Here is a 15,565-nt window from a genome sequence, read left to right as displayed (position 1 = left end):
TCCGTCAGACCTGCATACATACCCAATAAAATGGCGCTGCCTTTCCTCATCTCGCCCATCAATCATCATCGATTGGCCTCAGCAAACTGACAGCCTCATCATTGCGCAAGTGACGACTACTAATTTCATACCCATTCTTGAGAGGGATCTCGAGCATGGAAACCTGCGTCACCGAATGGAATTCCCATGCAATCAATGTTCCGTCAATGGAAGTGAATGATGTCTGGCGTTCTCGACCAAAAGCGGCCGCGACTCTCGTCGCCTCATCTTCTGAGGAAGCCTCTACTACCGCAACGCACTCTTCCCACAAGCCAGGCTCCGAGTTGTCTCTCGTTGAACGACTAAGTATGAAAGCAATGTAGAAGTTATTTTCTGAATCTTGAGTCATTGAGGAGTTTCCATGCTTTTTTTGCCATTGAATCGCCAGATTTTGAAAGCTCAAGTATTTCCTTGAGAGTCTTGTCGCGGAACTGGCTCGGAAATTCACGATTGATAGAACCTCTGCATTCTCTTGAAATCCAGTCTGCGGCACGTGAATTGAACTTCCGAATTGCTTCTTTGGCCAATTGTTGCTCCGCTGGCGCGAGGGATTCCATGATCGCTTCCAGTTGCCTAACGTCGCCTCTCGCGATCGCCGATCTCAGTGTCGCATTCGGCGAGTCCATTCCGCCGGCCAGCCCCAGCAGGTCGTAGTTGATCAGCGGGTTACTTTCTATGTATGTGTATGTTGAAGTCCCAGCGATAAGCCCAATTGGGTCGCTTTGAATGTATCGGGCGGTTGAAGGTTCGTAGTCTCGAAAGTAGTTTTGATTCAGCGCGGAATGACGGTCATAACGCTGCCCAGGGAATCGCATATCCAACACAAGCGGCACGCTATCACCGTCCACATCCTCCTCAGCCGTTGTCGCGCCAAATGCTTCTCCCTTCAAATCCCACCTCCATACGGCCACATTTCGCGCCACTTCTATGACAACCCTTGGTGAACCCAGGTGGTCCGGCTCGATGTAATGCAACTGTCCACCATTGGCGATCAGTCCTACCGGTAGCTCATCCATCCACAACGCTTGCTGCAGCGCTACACCGCTGCTGTCGTAGTCTCCCAGCCAGTGGCCAGATTCGTCATATATGGTGTAACTGTTGGTGCTGCCAAGGTGACGGCGTACCTGTTCTCCCCGGCCGTTGTACGTGTAGTTCATCGCGACCGTGCCACCGTTCTTCACCTGGCTCAGGCGATTGGCGTCGCTGTAGACGAACTCGCGTCCGCTGCCAATGTTGGTGGTGTTGCCCACCGCATCGTAGCCGCGCGCCGTGCCACCTACATAGGTCAGGTGGTGATTGCCGGACGGATAGGTATAGGCGGAAGTTCCGGTCGCAGTGCTATGCGAAAGACGGTTGCCAGTGGCGTCATAGCTATAGGCGTCGATTGCCACGGCGGTAGGGCCATCTTCGGAACGCGTCAGCCGGCCCAATGTGTCGTAACCAAACGTGATGGCCGGAGAGGTAATGCCCGCGACTGTACCCAACTTGGTCAAGTTGCCTACGACGTCATAGCCAAATCCAAGCGACAGTCCGCCTGGCGCGGAATCGAGAATGGCGGTGGGTCGGTAATCCTGATCGTACGAACGGGTCATGACTCGTCCATTGCCAAAGGTCCAGCCGGCTGTTGGTCCAAAAGGCAGGTAGGTCACTTGGCTAACCAGCACTTCTCGCGCCTGGCCCGGTCGGGTGATGCCCATGGCCGTAATTTGGCCCAATGCGTTGCGGGTGTAGTCGACTTCGCTGCCATCCGGGTAGACCATGCCAATCAGCTGACCTGCCTTGTCCCACGCGTAGCGCACGGTGAAGGGAATGCCATTGGTGGTCTGAACCTTGCGGACCAGCTGGCCTAATCGGTTGTAGCAGTACTGGGTGTTGCCACTGGCATCATCCATCCGGGTCGTGCGCCCAATGGAGTAAGTCTCGCCAGCGATGCACGCCGCCTGTGTGGTGTCGTAGACGTAGCCCACGTTCAATGACGAAGTTGGATAGGAAATAGCCGAGATCCTGCCCAAGGCATCATACGAATAGGTGGAGGCGATGCCGCGAGCATCGGTCTGCGTGGCGCGGTTGCCTGCGGCGTCATACGTGTATGTCGTAACGCCCGTATCTGGACTACTCAGCTGAGTCAGATCACCCAAACCATTGTAGGTGTAGATGGTGTCCAGTCCTTTCGGGTCCGTCACCTTGGTCAGGTTGTCCAACGGACCGTAGGCAAGCTTGGTCTCTGCCTCGATGCCCCCGACATCTTGCAGAGTCCGCGACAGCCGGTTCAGTGGGTCATAGTCGCTATCAGTGACCCGGCTGAGCGCATCGGTCACGGTGTTGCTGTGGCCGTTTGCGTCATAGGTGAAGTCCGTCGGATTGGCCTGTGCATCTGCCAGCGTGGTCAACTGTCCCAGTTGGTTGAAGACCCGACTCAACGTACGTTTGAGGACGCCGCTGCTGTTCTTGGTGTCCTCCTTGATGCGATTTCCGTTGAAGTCCAGCGTGTAGTGGATGAAGTTTCCGCCGTTGTCGGTGACGTCGGTGAGCCGATGAGCCTGGTCATAGGTGAACTGCGTGTATGCACCATCCGGCTGCGTGACTCGCTTGACCAGACCGGTGGGCCAGTACTCAATTCGAGTGATGGCATCGTCGGTTTCGACCGCATCGTCGGTGCCGCGCACTTTGACGGCGGTCAGCCAGCCACGCGCATGATATTGGCGGTCGGTGACGACACCATTTGCGTCCCTGCTCGACAAGACCCGACCCGCACCGTCGTACTTCAAAGTTTCAACGAGGTGCCCTAAGGGATTGGTCACCTTCCACAGGTCGCCTTTCCGATAAGGGCAGGTCGAAGGAGCGGAGGCACAGCTGGCTTCGTCCGCAGGGTAGTATTCAAAGTTGGTCCGATCCACGATGCCCGGCAGGGGGCCATCTACTGCCCGTACTAGGCCTTCCAGCGGACACAGGTTCGCGGCGATATCCGCAGGTTCGCAGTAGGCAGTCGTCTGGGCACGTCCATTAGTTAGGTTGGCATCCCAGCGCGTTGAATGCAGCGACTGTCCCCGACTGTTGTAGGTGAATGTCTGTCGGGTCAGCAGGCCACCGGAGGCGTCACGAACGTCTCTCTGGACTGGCTTGCGAAACATTGAGTGCCACGCCGTTTCAGTTGTTCGCTTGAAATCCGGCTCGTTGGCGGAATCCACCCGCTTTACGAGCAGTCCTCTCGGGTTGAAGTCGAGGTCTGCCAATACGCCATTGAAGTCGACTTGAGTGTCTGCATAGCCGTTGACATCGAGCGTTTGGGCAGCGAATACCTTGCCGTTGCAGGATGGACAGATTTTGTCGGCACCCGTCGACCTGGCTCGCCCATAGATGACGGTCGATCCAATGGTAGTTTGTGCACCCAGAGCGTCCGTCACGGTCGCTGTTCCGGTGCCATAGGTGAAGGTCAGCTCATCGATTTTTCCCGCAGGATTCCCGTGAACACTTCGACTCACGCGTCCATTGCTGCCGTAGGTCCAAGTCCCATAGATGGCATTGTTCTCATCCCATCGCTGAGTCAATGCCTTGGTATAGGAGGCGCTGGTGTAAGAATAGCGCGCAATCTGACTTGTGGAGACTCCGTCATTGATCTCCACTTTGGTAATGCGCATCGCGGTGTCGTAGGTGTACACCAATGTGGATCCATCCGGCGTGGCCACGCTTGTGACGACGCCATTGGTGTATCCGAGCAGCAATGCTCGACCATGGGCATCTACCACTTTGGTCAACTGGCCTCCCGTGTACTCCAACGCCAAGGAGTCACCGTCGCCCCAGTCAACGGCAATCAGCTTGCCATCGGCATCGAAGAATTCATCCGAATCGTCCGGAGCTCGAAGCACCCATCCTGAGAGTACGCCACCCGACGTCATTTCCTCCAACGTGTAGGGGACATCCGGATCTCTCATCCACGCGCCGCCGTACTTGCGGAACACGTACACCTCTCCCGAATGCCGCATTACCTTGACAGTGTCGGAGTCGACCGTGGCGATTTTCCGCATATAGGTGTGCTGCCACGTGCTACCCATCTCCGTCAGCAGCGTCACCCGCCACCCGCTGGAATGGATGCGCGAAAATTCAAGGCGCCCACTCCCGGCAGTGAAATCGACGGCAGTCGCTATCTTTGCTCCGGTATTGAAGTTGACAGGGTTTCCTGCGGTTACCGCCGCATCCCCAGTGCAGCATGTGTTCTTGAATGGGTCAGGAAACGTGGGCAGTGCATGGCATGTTCTTCCCGTTTGTTCGGGAAGTCCTCCTTGTCCAGCGGCATACTCACATCCTCGATCACAGCTCAAACTCTCGCTGGACATCGCTTGAGTCGGACCACCGGTTCGGGCCGAACATTTGTTGTTTGAAGGGTATGTATGCCAGTTCTCCGAGTTTCCAATCGTATTGCCCCACCCGGACGGTCCGCGCCAATAGAGGCGGTATCCCGGCTCCTGGAATTTACAATCCGCAACAGATGAACCAGAGGGTTTTTGAATATGTGCTTTCGCCATGCATGCTGCGAACGCTTCGCCTTGGTCTGCATATGTGGGGAATGCTCCCAGCGGCGCACTAAGGAACACAAGCAGTGCCGCTAGGACCAACCTGAAACCAGCTGGATTTAGCGCCTTTGCCCAATCCGCCACGACGCAATCTGCAGCACTCCGCCCAAGCTTCCGTTTCATTAAATCCTTCCTTGAGATTGAACAGTCGAGCATCACTTCAAGTTAAATATACCTCGGTTTCTTCTGCTTCTTGCCACCTGCAAATAGCAAGCTAGAACGAAGGATCTTCTCCAATAAAAGAGCCCGCATCTCTGCGGGCTCTTGTCGTCATTCTGCAGTGTCAGCGCCTCAGCGCACTTCCGCCACCTCAACCCCATCCAACCCCTGCGCCAAGGTCCGTGCATCACCACCCTGCGACAGCTTGATCCGCAAGCGCACCTCGTTCTGCGAGTCGGCATAGCGCAGCGCATCTTCGTACGAGATCTCGCCGGCCTGGTACAGCTCGAACAGGCTCTGGTCGAAGGTCTTCATGCCCAGGTTGGTGGACTCCTTCATCAGTTCCTTGAGCTTGTGGATTTCGCCGTCGCGGATGTAGTCCTGCACCAGCGGGGTGCCGAGCAGGATCTCCATCGCTACGCGGCGACCCTTGCCGTCGGGGGTGGGAATCAGCTGCTGGGCCACCACGCCCTTGATATTGAGGGACATGTCCATCAACAGCTGGGTGCGGCGATCTTCGGGGAAGAAGTTGATGATGCGGTCCATCGCCTGGTTGGCGTTGTTGGCGTGCAACGTACACAGCACCAGGTGGCCGGTTTCGGCGAAGGCGATGGCGTGGTCCATGCCTTCGCGGGTGCGCACTTCGCCAATCATGATCACGTCCGGCGCCTGGCGCAGAGTGTTCTTCAGCGCGGCGTCCCAGCTGTCGGTGTCGATGCCGACTTCGCGCTGGGTGATGATGCAGCCCTCGTGTTTGTGCACGAATTCAATCGGGTCTTCGATGGTGATGATGTGGCCAGTGGAGTTCTGGTTGCGGTAGCCAATCATCGAGGCCAGCGAGGTGGACTTACCCGTACCGGTGGCGCCGACGAAGATGATGATGCCGCGCTTGGTCATCGCCAGCGTCTTGATGATTGGCGGCAGGTTGAGTTCTTCGATGGTCGGAATGCGCGTCTCGATGCGACGCAGCACCATGCCGACCTGGTTGCGCTGGTAGAAGCAGCTGACACGGAAGCGGCCCACGCCGGCCACGCCGATGGCGAAGTTGCACTCGTGCGTTTTTTCGAATTCCTCGCGCTGCGCCGGCGTCATCACGTTCAGCACCAGGTCGCGCGACTGCTGCGGCGTCAGCGGGGTCTGGGTGATCGGCGAGATCTTGCCGTGCACCTTGATCGACGGCGGCATGCCGGCGGTGATGAACAGATCCGACGCCTTCTGGTGCGCCATCAGCTTGAGGAAGGAGGTGAAATCGATGCTGCTCATAGGAAACTCCGGAAGCCGTGTGCTGATAGCCGTTAGCCGGAAAAGACTCGATGAAAGGACCGGCTACCGGCTAACGGTTACCGGTTCCTTGCCTCACTCGAACAAACGCTTCTCGCGGGCGTATTCCTTGGCCTGCTGGCGCGTGACCAGGCTGCGCTTGACCAGGTCCTGCAGATGCTGGTCGAGGGTCATCATGCCGTACTGCTGACCGGTCTGGATGGACGAGTACATCTGCGCCACCTTGTCTTCGCGGATCAGGTTGCGGATGGCCGGGGTGCCGACCATGATTTCCCACGCCGCAGTACGACCGCCGCCGACCTTCTTCAGCAGCGCCTGCGAGATGACCGCGCGCAGCGACTCGGACAGCATCGAACGAACCATCGGCTTTTCGCCGGCCGGGAACACGTCGATGATGCGGTCGATGGTCTTGGCCGCCGAGCTGGTATGCAGGGTGGCGAACACCAGGTGACCGGTTTCCGCGGCGGTCAGTGCCAGGCGGATGGTTTCCAGGTCACGCAATTCGCCGACCAGGATGTAATCGGGATCCTCACGCAGCGCCGAGCGCAGGGCTTCGTTGAAGCCATGGGTGTCACGGTGCACTTCGCGCTGGTTGATCAGGCACTTCTGCGAGGTGTGCACGAATTCGATCGGGTCCTCGACCGTCAGGATGTGCGCGTACTCGTTCTTGTTGACGTGATCGACCATTGCCGCCAGCGTGGTCGACTTGCCTGAGCCGGTGGGACCGGTCACCAGGATCAGACCCTGCGGCTGCTGGATCAGCTCACGGAACAGCGGCGGGCAGCCCAGGTCTTCCAGGGTCAGCACGTCGGAGGGAATGGTGCGGAACACGGCGCCGGCGCCGCGGTTCTGGTTGAAGGCGTTGACGCGGAAGCGGGCCAGGCTGGGAATCTCGAAGGAGAAGTCCACTTCCAGGAATTCTTCGTAATCGCGGCGCTGCTTGTCCGACATGATGTCGTACACCAGGGCATGGACCTGCTTGTGGTCCAGCGCCGGGATGTTGATGCGGCGCACGTCGCCGTCCACGCGAATCATCGGCGGCAGGCCTGCCGACAGGTGCAGGTCCGATGCTTTGTTCTTGACCGAAAACGCCAACAGCTCGGCGATATCCATACGCTTGCCTTCCCCTAATGTGCCGCGAACTGGAACGATACTTCCCCGAAGGGCAGTATAGCGCTCCCGTCCGACCTTCCAAGCGACCCGAATGCCCCTCGCAGAGAACTTGCGCGAGACCCTGCAACGTATTGAAAACGCTGCGGAACAGGCCAAGCGGCCACGCCCCCGGTTGCTGGCCGTGTCCAAGACCCAGGCGACCCCGGCCGTGGCCATGCTCGCGGCCGCCGGACAGCGCGCCTTCGGTGAGAATTATGTGCAGGAAGCGGCTATCAAGGTCCGTGATCTGGTCGACTTTTCGCTGGATTGGCATTTGATCGGCCACCTGCAATCGAACAAGGCCGAGCTGGCCGCGCAGGTGTTCGACTGGGTCGAGACCGTGGATCGCGCCAAGCTGATCACGGCGCTGGCCCGCTACCGGCCTGCCGAGCGGGCGCCGCTCAACGTGCTGATCCAGGTCAACATCGATGACGAGGCCAGCAAGCATGGCTGCCCGCCCGGCGAGGTGCCTGCGCTGGCCGCGTTGATTGCCGCCGAGCCGCGGCTGTGCCTGCGCGGGGTGATGTGCATCCCTACCCCGCATGCGGATATCGAACGGCGACGGCCGGCGTTCCGGCAGACGCGAGCCTTGTTCGATGCGCTGGCTGCGCAGTACCCGCAGGTGGACACGTTGTCGATGGGCATGAGTGATGACATGGTGCTGGCCATCGCGGAAGGTTCCACCCAGGTGCGGATCGGCACGGCGCTGTTCGGAGCGCGGCCGGCAAAATAAAGATCGCAAAATCGGCTGGCGTGGGCACCACACCGTAATAGGGGCTCTAGCCCCGACCGGTAATGGTCGGATCACCCGGCTCTCCATCCACGGCAGAATGTTCGCTGCAATTTCCTGAGGCTGGCCATGACATCCCAACATCCCATTGCATTCATCGGCGGCGGCAACATGGCGCGCAGCTTGATTGGTGGCCTGGTCCAGCGCGGTGCGCATGCGGCGCAGATCCGCGTGGCCGAGCCGGTGGAAACCCTGCGCGCGGCCCTGGCGGGCGACTTCGGCGTGCAGGTGTTCGCCCAGGCCAGCGAGGCGGTCTACGGCGCCGGGCTGTGGGTGCTGGCGGTCAAGCCGCAGGTGATGCGCGAACTCTGCGAATCACTGGCCAAGCGCGCGCAGGAACAGAAGCCGGTGGTGGTGTCGATTGCCGCCGGCATTACGTCCGAACAACTTTCGCAGTGGCTGGGCGGTGATGTGGCGGTGGTGCGCACCATGCCCAATACCCCGGCCCTGCTCGGCGCCGGCGCCAGCGGCCTGTTTGCCAATGCGCACGTGGATGCGGAAGGCCGCGATCGCACGCAGGCCTTGTTGAACAGCGTCGGTCGTACGGTGTGGATTGATGACGAAGCCAAGATGGATGCGGTCACCGCGGTCTCCGGCAGTGGCCCGGCCTATGTGTTCCTGCTGGCCGAAGCGATGGAAGCCGCCGCGCTCGAGCAGGGCCTGAGCGACGAGGCCGCGCGCACGCTGACCCTGCAGACCCTGTTGGGCGCGGCGCGCATGCTCACTGAAACCGGCGAAGCGCCGGCCGAACTGCGGCGCCGGGTGACCTCACCCAACGGCACCACGCAGGCGGCCATCGAGACCTTCCAGGCCGGTGGTTTCGAGGCGCTGGTCGCCCGTGCCATCGACGCCGCCACCCGACGCGGCCGCGAGCTGGCCGCGGCCAACGACTGAGGTATGCCGATGCATCGCCTGATTCTCTGCAGCCTGCTGGCCCTCGGCTTGGCCGCATGTTCCAACGGCGAGGCGCCCAAGCCGGCCGAATTCGTCCAGCCGGTGCCGACGCGGCAGGACTTTGGCGATCTGCGCGTGCACTTCAACGCCATTCCTTCGCAGTCACTGACCGCGCCGGTGGCGAAGGAGTATGGCGTGCGCCGCGAGGAAGGCACGGCGCTGGTGGTGATCGCCATTCGTCGCGTGGCGGCCAATGAAGAAGTGCCGGCGACCGGCGCGGTGACGGCCAAGGTGCGCGATCTGTCCGGTGGCACGCAGGAACTGGTGTTCCGCGAAGCGCATACCGGCGAGTACGTGGATTACATCGCCACGATGAAGGTCAGCGCGCGCGATACGTATCGGTTCGATGTCGCCATCCAGGCCGATGGCAAGACCGGGCAGTTCCAGTTCCAGCGGAATTTTTGAGTAGAGAGACCCCGCGAGCGTCTGCCCCCATCCGCCCTTCAGCCGTGCAGACGACCCCACTCCTGGAAAATCCGCGCCATCTCGCGCACACCATCCGTGAGCGCCGCCGGCCCCGGCTGCAGAATCAGCGGCGACTTGATTTCAAAGAGCTGCCCATCGCGCACCGCCGGCATCGTGTCCCATCCCGGCCGCGCGGCGACGCGCTCGGGGCGGAATTTCTTGCCGCACCATGAGCCCAGGATGATCTCCGGCGCGCGTCGCACCACTTCATCGCCGTTGGCGAGGATGCGCTGCTTGGCCAGCGGTTCGCGCGACAGTTCGGGGAACACATCATCGCCACCGGCAATCTGGATCAACTCGGCCACCCAGCGGATGCCGGTGATGAGCGGCTCGTCCCATTCCTCGAAGTAGACGCGCGGTCGTCGCGGCAGTTTGGCCGCGGTGTCGGCGATCACCTGCAGATCGCGTTGCAGCCCATCGGCGTAAGCGGACGCCTGCTGCGCCACGCCCACCAGGGCACCCAGGCGACGAATGTAATCCAGTATGCCGTCCACACTGCGGTGATTGGAAATCCACACTTCCACCCCGCGCCGGATCAACTCGGCGGCGATGTCGGCCTGGATGTCTGAAAAGCCAATCGCAAGATCGGGCTTGAGCTTGAGGATTTCCTCGACCTTGGCGCTGGTGAAGGCGCTGACCTTGGGCTTTTCCTTGCGCGCCTGCGCCGGTCGCACGGTGAAGCCGCTGATGCCGACGATGCGATCCTGCTGGCCCAGCGCGTACAGCGTTTCGGTCGGCTCCTCGGTCAGGCAGACGATGCGTTGCGGTCCCGTCACGGAAAAAGCATCCGCTTGCTCCAGCTGCCATCGGCGGCGCGTTCGTAGCGCCAGCGTTCGTGCAGGCGGAAGCGTGCGCCGTACCAGAACTCCAGCGCGCGCGGACGCACGCGGAAGCCGCTCCAGCCCGGCGGGCGTGGCACATCCTGGCCCTGGAAGCGTGCCTCGGTCTCGGCGATGCGCTGGTCGAACTCGGCCTGCGAGGCCAGCGTTTCGGACTGGTGCGAGGCCCACGCGCCAATCTGGCTCATGCGTGCGCGGGTGGCGAAGTACTCGTCGGCTTCGCGGTCAGCGACGAGCTCCACCTCGCCTTCCACCCGCACCTGGATGCCGGCCTCACGCAGGCTGCGCCACAGGAACAGCAGCGCCGCATGCGGATTGGCCTGGAGATCGCGGCCCTTGGGGCTGTCGAGGTGGGTGTAGAAGACAAAGCCCTGTTCGTCGAAGTTCTTCAGCAGCACCGTCCGCGCGGCCGGGATGCCCTGCGCCGATGCGGTGGCCACGGTCATGGCATTGGCTTCGGTCTCGGTGCCGGAGGTCACCGCCTCCTGGTAGAGCGAGGCGAAGGTGGTCAGGGCTTCGGTGTACACGTCATCCGTCATGGCAGTTCCACTGGGGCGCCGCGCATCCGCCGCGGCAGGCGTGCGCTATTGTCTCGCGATGGTGGTGAACATGCATCCGACGTCTCCCGGCTTCCAAGCCGAACTGGTCGCCGCCGCCTTGCGCGCGGCGCTGGCGGTGGACGCACGCGTGCCGGTGTTCGCCTTGTCCGGCCTGCAAGGCACGGGCAAGTCGACGCTGGCCGCGCAGATGGCCGCGTTGGCGCGATCGCAGGGCCTGCATGCGGTGGTGCTGTCACTGGATGATCTGTACCTGCCGCGCTGGGCCCGCCAGCAACTGGCCGCTGAAGTCCATCCTCTGCTGGCCACCCGTGGCCCGCCGGGCACGCACGACGTCGCGCTGGGCTGCGCCCTGCTGGATGCCTTGCGCATGGGTCAGTCGGTGTTGCTGCCGCGCTTCGACAAACTGGCCGATGACCGCGTGCCGACCGGCCAGCTGCACGCCGTCGACACGCCGGTGGATCTGGTGATCGTGGAAGGCTGGTGCCTGGGCGCGCCGGCCGAGGACGACGCCGCACTGGCCGCGCCCATCAATGCGCTGGAGTGCGATGAAGATGCGCACGGCGTGTGGCGCGCCTACTGCAACCGCGCGCTGGCGCGCGACTACCCTGCCCTGTGGCAGCGCTTCGATCAGCTGTGGTTCCTGCAACCACCCGGCTTCGAGGTGGTGGTGGACTGGCGCTGGCAACAGGAACAGGCACTGGCCGCGGCGCAGGGTCGACCGGCTTCGATGGATCGCGCCGGGATTGTCCGCTTCGTCCAGCATTTCGAGCGGGTCAGCCGCCAGGCCCTGCGCACGTTGCCGGCGATGGCCGATCACGTGGTCGCCCTCGATGCCGCACGCGGCATCCGCTGACGCGTGCGGTGCTAGCATCTTCGTCCATGAATCCCGCCCCCAACCTCGTCCTGGTCGGACCGACCGGCGCTGGCAAGACATCCATCGGCAAACGCGTGGCCGAGCGCTTTGGCCTGGTGTTTGTCGATGTGGATCAGGCCATCGTGGAGGCCGCCGGGGCGAGCATCGCCACCCTGTTCGAGAACCTGGGCGAAGCCGGTTTCCGCCAGCTTGAAGCCGACATGCTCAAGCAACTGCTGGCGGGCGAAGGGCAGCTGATCTCCACCGGCGGCGGCGCCGTGCTGGCGCAGGCCAATCGCGAACTGATCGGTCAGCGCGGCTTTGTCGTCCATCTGGGTGTGAGCGTCGACGCCCAGCTGCGCCGGCTCGGTCGCTGCTCCCATCGTCCGCTGCTGCAACGCCCGGATCGCCAGCAGGTGCTGGAAGAGATGGCGCGCGTGCGCACCCCGCTGTACGAACAGGTGGCCGACCTGAGCCTGGAAACCGACGACTTGAGTCCCCCCGAAGCCACCGCGCGCCTGTGCCAACTGCTGGCCACGCGCTGGCGCCAGCAAGAGATGCCAGCATGAGTACCCCCCACCGCACCGTCGACGTCGGCGGCGCCACGCCTTACACCATCCATATCGGTCCGGGCCTGATCAGTCAGGGCGAGGCGCTGGCCGCTCACGTGCGTGGCCGGCACGTGTTGCTGGTCAGCGATTCCACCGTGGCCCCGCTGTATGCCGGCGCGGTGCGCGAAGCGCTGCACGCGGCGCGGCCGGAACTGGCGATCGGCACCTTCATCCTGCCGGCGGGCGAGGCATCCAAGACGCTGAGCCATTTCGGCCACGCCGTCGACGCGTTCGCCACCTTGGGCGCCACCCGCGATGCCTGCGTCTTTGCCTTGGGCGGCGGCGTGGTCGGCGATCTGGCCGGTTTTGCCGCGGCCTGCTGGATGCGCGGCGTGGACTGCGTGCAACTGCCAACGACGTTGTTGTCGATGGTCGATTCCTCGGTCGGTGGCAAGACCGCGGTGGATATCCCGCAAGGCAAGAACCTGGTGGGCGCGTTCCATCCGCCGCGGGCGGTGTTCGCCGATACCGACGCCCTGCGCAGCCTGCCGCCGCGCGAACTGCGTGCCGGCCTGGCTGAAGTGATCAAGTACGGCGCGATCCGCGATCCGCTGTTTTTCCAGTGGCTGGAAGCCGAGCGCGAAACCTTGCTGGCTGGTGATGCCAGCGCGCTGGCGCAGGCGATTGCGCGCAGCTGCGAACACAAGGCCGAGATTGTCGAGCGCGATCCGCTCGAGCGCGGCGAGCGCGCCCTGCTCAACCTGGGCCACACCTTCGGCCACGCCATCGAGACCGAGCAGGGCTACGGCAGCCCGGACAACGACAACCTCAATCATGGCGAAGCCGTGGCCGTGGGCATGGTGCTGGCCGCGCGCCTGTCGGCCGCGCTGGGCCTGGCCGATGCCGCCGATGGCGCGCGCCTGACCCGCTTGCTGGCCGACTACGGCCTGCCGACCGCCATCCCGGCCGGGCTGGATCCGGCGGCGCTGTTGGCTCGGATGCGGCTGGACAAGAAGAACCTGGCCGGCCGGCTGCGGCTGGTGCTGTGGCGGGGCATTGGCCGCGCCGAGGTGGTGCCGGACGTGGATGAGGCGGCGGTGTTGGCGGTGTTGGCGCCTTAGGCGCCGGGCTGGCGGTCCAACGCTACCGGCTTCGGGGCTGAAGCCCCTCCTTCAGGGGTACCCGCTTCTGGGATGTCATCCTTGTTCGGCCCACCCTGCGGCAGGGCGCCGCGTCCGTGTTTCACGGCCAGCCGCTACAATCCGGCCCCATGCGAGTCTTCCTCCAGCAGCGGCCCGAAGGGGCTGAAGCCCCCCGCTACGTGCAGTTGACCCTGCAGCCGGATCTGTTCGGCGGCTGGGAGTTGCTGCGCGAGAGCGGGCAGATCGGTGGCCGCGCCAGTCTCAAGCGCGAGCAGTACCTGCTGCAGGACGAGGCCAATGCGGCCTTCGAGAAGGCCCGCGACAGCCACCTCAAGCGTGGCTACCAGATCATGTTCACCCGCGGCGCCGAGGCGCCGATCTAAGCCTTCACTTCCGGAAACCCCATGTCCCCCCTGAAAAACGATCGTTTCCTGCGCGCGCTCAAGCGCGAACCCGTGGATTGCACGCCGGTATGGCTGATGCGCCAGGCCGGCCGCTACCTGCCGGAATATCGCGCCACCCGCGCCGCCGCCGGCAGCTTCCTGGGCATGGCCAAGAATCCGGAGATCGCCTGCGAAGTGACACTGCAGCCGCTGCGCCGGTTTGATCTGGACGCGGCGATCCTGTTCTCCGACATCCTGACCGTGCCCGACGCGATGGGCCTGGGCCTGTACTTCGTGGAAGGCGAAGGCCCGAAGTTCGAGCGCACCATCCGCAGCGCCGCCGAGGCGCAGAAGCTGGGCGTGCCCGACATGGAAACCGAACTGCGCTACGTGATGGACGCGGTGCGCCTGATCCGGCGCGAACTCGATGGCCAGGTGCCGTTGATCGGGTTTTCCGGCAGCCCGTGGACGCTGGCCTGCTACATGGTCGAAGGCGGCGGCAGCAAGGACTTCGCGCGGATCAAGGCGATGGCGCTGAACGAGCCCAAGGCCCTGCACCATCTGCTGTCGGTCAATACTGATGCGGTGATCGCCTACCTGGCGGCGCAGCGTGCGGCCGGCGCGCAGGCGCTGCAGGTGTTCGATACCTGGGGCGGCGTGTTGTCACCGGCGATGTACCGCGAATTCTCGCTGCCCTACCTCACCCGCATCGCACAGGAACTGCAACGCGGTGAAGGTGCGGATCGCACGCCGCTGATCCTGTTTGGCAAGGGCAACGCCGCGCACCTGCAGGCGCTGGCCGCCAGCGGCACCGAAGGCGTCGGTGTGGACTGGTTGATTGAACTGGGTGATGCGCGTCATCGCGCCGGTGCCAACGTGGCCTTGCAGGGAAATTTGGACCCGGCGACCTTGTACGGCTCGCCCGAGTCCATTCGCATACAGGTACGCGCGGCATTGGACAGCTATGCCGAAGGCAATGGCGGCAGCCGCGAAGGCCATGTCTTCAATCTCGGCCATGGCATGTCGCCGGACATGAACCCGGATCACGTCAAGGTGCTGGTCGATGCCGTGCACGAGTTCAGCACGCGCTGATCGTGAAGTCGGTGCGCGCCTCGCTCGATGCCATGCCTGCCGCCCTGCTGGCGGCCGGCCTGCTGGTGGGCGCTCCGGCAGGTGCGCGCAATCAGGCCGCAACACCGGACAAGGCGCCGGTGACAATCGAAGTGCGCGGGGATGACTTCCCGGTGCTGGTGCACGAGACCGGCTTGCCGCCGCCGCTGGATGAGAACGGCCTGCCGCGTACGCCCGGTTGCGAGGCCGTGCGCGCAAGACGCGTGGACGAACTGCCCTACCCCTGGCGCGAGGCGGTGGATCGCATCCGCTTCGATTGCCAGCCCTTGGGCGAGGCGGATGAGCTGATCAGCCTGGACGTGAGCGCGTTATTGCTACCCGGTCGCGTGTGGCTGGCCGGCCACCCGGTGGCAGAAATCCATCTAATGGATTCGGAGTTGTACGGCGACCACCAATACATCGTGACCGGTCGCTACCAGGAAGTCGCCACTGACATGCGCACGCACGTGGAAACGCAATGCCAGCTGCGCGCGATACGTGAGGAAGTCGCTACTCCGATTGGCTGCGTGATGACGGAATCGGCCGATCAGTTGTATCTGGAAACCAATGAGGTCGGCGGCATCTGGATACATGCCGATCCCGACGACGCCAGTCGCACCATTTACTCCGAAGCCTGGGCGGATTGATTTCAATGTGAGATGACTGGGCGCAATCGCGCCTGTACGCTGCGCGGCCAAGTTTGCCAGCCCTGTCCT

At 62.9% G+C, this 15,565-nt stretch carries 15 protein-coding genes; 9 read left to right on the top strand and 6 right to left on the bottom strand.

The genetic code is table 11. The features are described 5' to 3' along the window. Positions 1-58 precede the first annotated feature (58 nt). The 4 genes from B5X78_RS13175 to B5X78_RS13160 form a co-directional block, all read right to left on the bottom strand. Positions 59-388 carry a DUF4288 domain-containing protein gene (locus B5X78_RS13175; RefSeq protein ID WP_079724979.1) on the bottom strand — a complete coding sequence of 110 codons (330 nt, stop codon included), beginning with the start codon at positions 386-388 and terminating at the stop codon, positions 59-61. Beyond that, positions 366-4,373: an RHS repeat-associated core domain-containing protein gene (locus B5X78_RS13170; RefSeq protein WP_217698676.1), complete on the bottom strand. Its 4,008-nt coding sequence runs from the start codon at positions 4,371-4,373 to the stop codon at positions 366-368. Before B5X78_RS13170 ends, B5X78_RS13175 begins: the two co-directional genes overlap by 23 nt. A gap of 528 nt (positions 4,374-4,901) precedes the next feature. Continuing rightward, positions 4,902-6,032: a PilT/PilU family type 4a pilus ATPase gene (locus B5X78_RS13165; protein WP_079724977.1), complete on the bottom strand. Its 1,131-nt coding sequence runs from the start codon at positions 6,030-6,032 to the stop codon at positions 4,902-4,904. A 93-nt stretch (positions 6,033-6,125) separates the two neighbouring features. Beyond that, positions 6,126-7,163, bottom strand: a complete 1,038-nt coding sequence (locus tag B5X78_RS13160; RefSeq protein ID WP_079724976.1) for a type IV pilus twitching motility protein PilT — start codon at positions 7,161-7,163, stop codon at positions 6,126-6,128. A 91-nt stretch (positions 7,164-7,254) separates the two neighbouring features. Between B5X78_RS13160 and B5X78_RS13155 the strand changes: the two genes are divergently transcribed. The 3 genes from B5X78_RS13155 (at position 7,255) to B5X78_RS13145 (ending at position 9,351) form a co-directional block, all read left to right on the top strand. Then, positions 7,255-7,935 carry a YggS family pyridoxal phosphate-dependent enzyme gene (locus tag B5X78_RS13155; RefSeq protein WP_079724975.1) on the top strand — a complete coding sequence of 227 codons (681 nt, stop codon included), beginning with the start codon at positions 7,255-7,257 and terminating at the stop codon, positions 7,933-7,935. A 126-nt stretch (positions 7,936-8,061) separates the two neighbouring features. Continuing rightward, on the top strand, positions 8,062-8,886 hold the full coding sequence (proC, locus tag B5X78_RS13150; protein WP_079724974.1) for a pyrroline-5-carboxylate reductase: 825 nt from the start codon (positions 8,062-8,064) through the stop codon (positions 8,884-8,886). A 9-nt stretch (positions 8,887-8,895) separates the two neighbouring features. Further along, entirely contained in the window at positions 8,896-9,351 is a 456-nt protein-coding gene (locus B5X78_RS13145) for a DUF4426 domain-containing protein (RefSeq protein ID WP_176140861.1), read from the top strand. A 38-nt stretch (positions 9,352-9,389) separates the two neighbouring features. On the opposite strand, the gene B5X78_RS13140 is transcribed toward B5X78_RS13145, so the two are convergent. Beyond that, on the bottom strand, positions 9,390-10,187 hold the full coding sequence (locus B5X78_RS13140; protein ID WP_139381559.1) for a cobalamin-binding protein: 798 nt from the start codon (positions 10,185-10,187) through the stop codon (positions 9,390-9,392). Beyond that, complete coding sequence (gene pdxH / locus B5X78_RS13135) at positions 10,184-10,789, bottom strand: pyridoxamine 5'-phosphate oxidase (protein WP_079724972.1); 606 nt, start codon at positions 10,787-10,789, stop codon at positions 10,184-10,186. Before pdxH ends, B5X78_RS13140 begins: the two co-directional genes overlap by 4 nt. Before the next feature lie 70 nt (positions 10,790-10,859). Between pdxH and B5X78_RS13130 the strand changes: the two genes are divergently transcribed. From B5X78_RS13130 to B5X78_RS13105, 6 genes are all read left to right on the top strand, one after another. Beyond that, on the top strand, positions 10,860-11,663 hold the full coding sequence (locus B5X78_RS13130) for a kinase (protein ID WP_079726183.1): 804 nt from the start codon (positions 10,860-10,862) through the stop codon (positions 11,661-11,663). A 26-nt stretch (positions 11,664-11,689) separates the two neighbouring features. After that, positions 11,690-12,232: a shikimate kinase gene (locus tag B5X78_RS13125; protein WP_079724971.1), complete on the top strand. Its 543-nt coding sequence runs from the start codon at positions 11,690-11,692 to the stop codon at positions 12,230-12,232. Next, entirely contained in the window at positions 12,229-13,335 is a 1,107-nt protein-coding gene (gene aroB, locus B5X78_RS13120; RefSeq protein ID WP_079724970.1) for a 3-dehydroquinate synthase, read from the top strand. Before B5X78_RS13125 ends, aroB begins: the two co-directional genes overlap by 4 nt. A 149-nt stretch (positions 13,336-13,484) precedes the next feature. Then, the gene (locus tag B5X78_RS13115; protein ID WP_079724969.1) at positions 13,485-13,739 is read left to right on the top strand and encodes a WGR domain-containing protein; all 255 of its coding nucleotides are present in this window, start codon (positions 13,485-13,487) and stop codon (positions 13,737-13,739) included. Positions 13,740-13,760: 21 nt separating this feature from the next. Next, complete coding sequence (gene hemE, locus B5X78_RS13110) at positions 13,761-14,831, top strand: uroporphyrinogen decarboxylase (RefSeq protein ID WP_079724968.1); 1,071 nt, start codon at positions 13,761-13,763, stop codon at positions 14,829-14,831. A 2-nt stretch (positions 14,832-14,833) separates the two neighbouring features. Next, complete coding sequence (locus tag B5X78_RS13105) at positions 14,834-15,496, top strand: hypothetical protein (RefSeq protein ID WP_079724967.1); 663 nt, start codon at positions 14,834-14,836, stop codon at positions 15,494-15,496. The last annotated feature ends 69 nt before the right edge of the window (positions 15,497-15,565 follow it).

The sequence above is a fragment of the Pseudoxanthomonas indica genome, assembly GCF_900167565.1.
GTDB lineage: Bacteria > Pseudomonadota > Gammaproteobacteria > Xanthomonadales > Xanthomonadaceae > Pseudoxanthomonas_A > Pseudoxanthomonas_A indica.
Note: the sequence above shows the minus strand (reverse complement) of the source record. Positions and strands in the feature narration are given on the sequence as shown.

What these genes read in the sequence shown, in the direction of transcription:
- hemE (WP_079724968.1), top strand. Translation starts at nt 13,761, where the DNA reads ATGTCCCCCCTGAAAAACGATCGTTTCCTGCGCGCGCTCAAGCGCGAA.
- B5X78_RS13160 (WP_079724976.1), bottom strand. Translation starts at nt 7,163, where the DNA reads ATGGATATCGCCGAGCTGTTGGCGTTTTCGGTCAAGAACAAAGCATCG.
- B5X78_RS13155 (WP_079724975.1), top strand. Translation starts at nt 7,255, where the DNA reads ATGCCCCTCGCAGAGAACTTGCGCGAGACCCTGCAACGTATTGAAAAC.
- B5X78_RS13130 (WP_079726183.1), top strand. Translation starts at nt 10,860, where the DNA reads ATGCATCCGACGTCTCCCGGCTTCCAAGCCGAACTGGTCGCCGCCGCC.
- pdxH (WP_079724972.1), bottom strand. Translation starts at nt 10,789, where the DNA reads ATGACGGATGACGTGTACACCGAAGCCCTGACCACCTTCGCCTCGCTC.
- B5X78_RS13145 (WP_176140861.1), top strand. Translation starts at nt 8,896, where the DNA reads ATGCATCGCCTGATTCTCTGCAGCCTGCTGGCCCTCGGCTTGGCCGCA.
- B5X78_RS13170 (WP_217698676.1), bottom strand. Translation starts at nt 4,373, where the DNA reads ATGTCCAGCGAGAGTTTGAGCTGTGATCGAGGATGTGAGTATGCCGCT.
- B5X78_RS13175 (WP_079724979.1), bottom strand. Translation starts at nt 388, where the DNA reads ATGACTCAAGATTCAGAAAATAACTTCTACATTGCTTTCATACTTAGT.
- aroB (WP_079724970.1), top strand. Translation starts at nt 12,229, where the DNA reads ATGAGTACCCCCCACCGCACCGTCGACGTCGGCGGCGCCACGCCTTAC.
- B5X78_RS13165 (WP_079724977.1), bottom strand. Translation starts at nt 6,032, where the DNA reads ATGAGCAGCATCGATTTCACCTCCTTCCTCAAGCTGATGGCGCACCAG.
- proC (WP_079724974.1), top strand. Translation starts at nt 8,062, where the DNA reads ATGACATCCCAACATCCCATTGCATTCATCGGCGGCGGCAACATGGCG.
- B5X78_RS13115 (WP_079724969.1), top strand. Translation starts at nt 13,485, where the DNA reads ATGCGAGTCTTCCTCCAGCAGCGGCCCGAAGGGGCTGAAGCCCCCCGC.
- B5X78_RS13125 (WP_079724971.1), top strand. Translation starts at nt 11,690, where the DNA reads ATGAATCCCGCCCCCAACCTCGTCCTGGTCGGACCGACCGGCGCTGGC.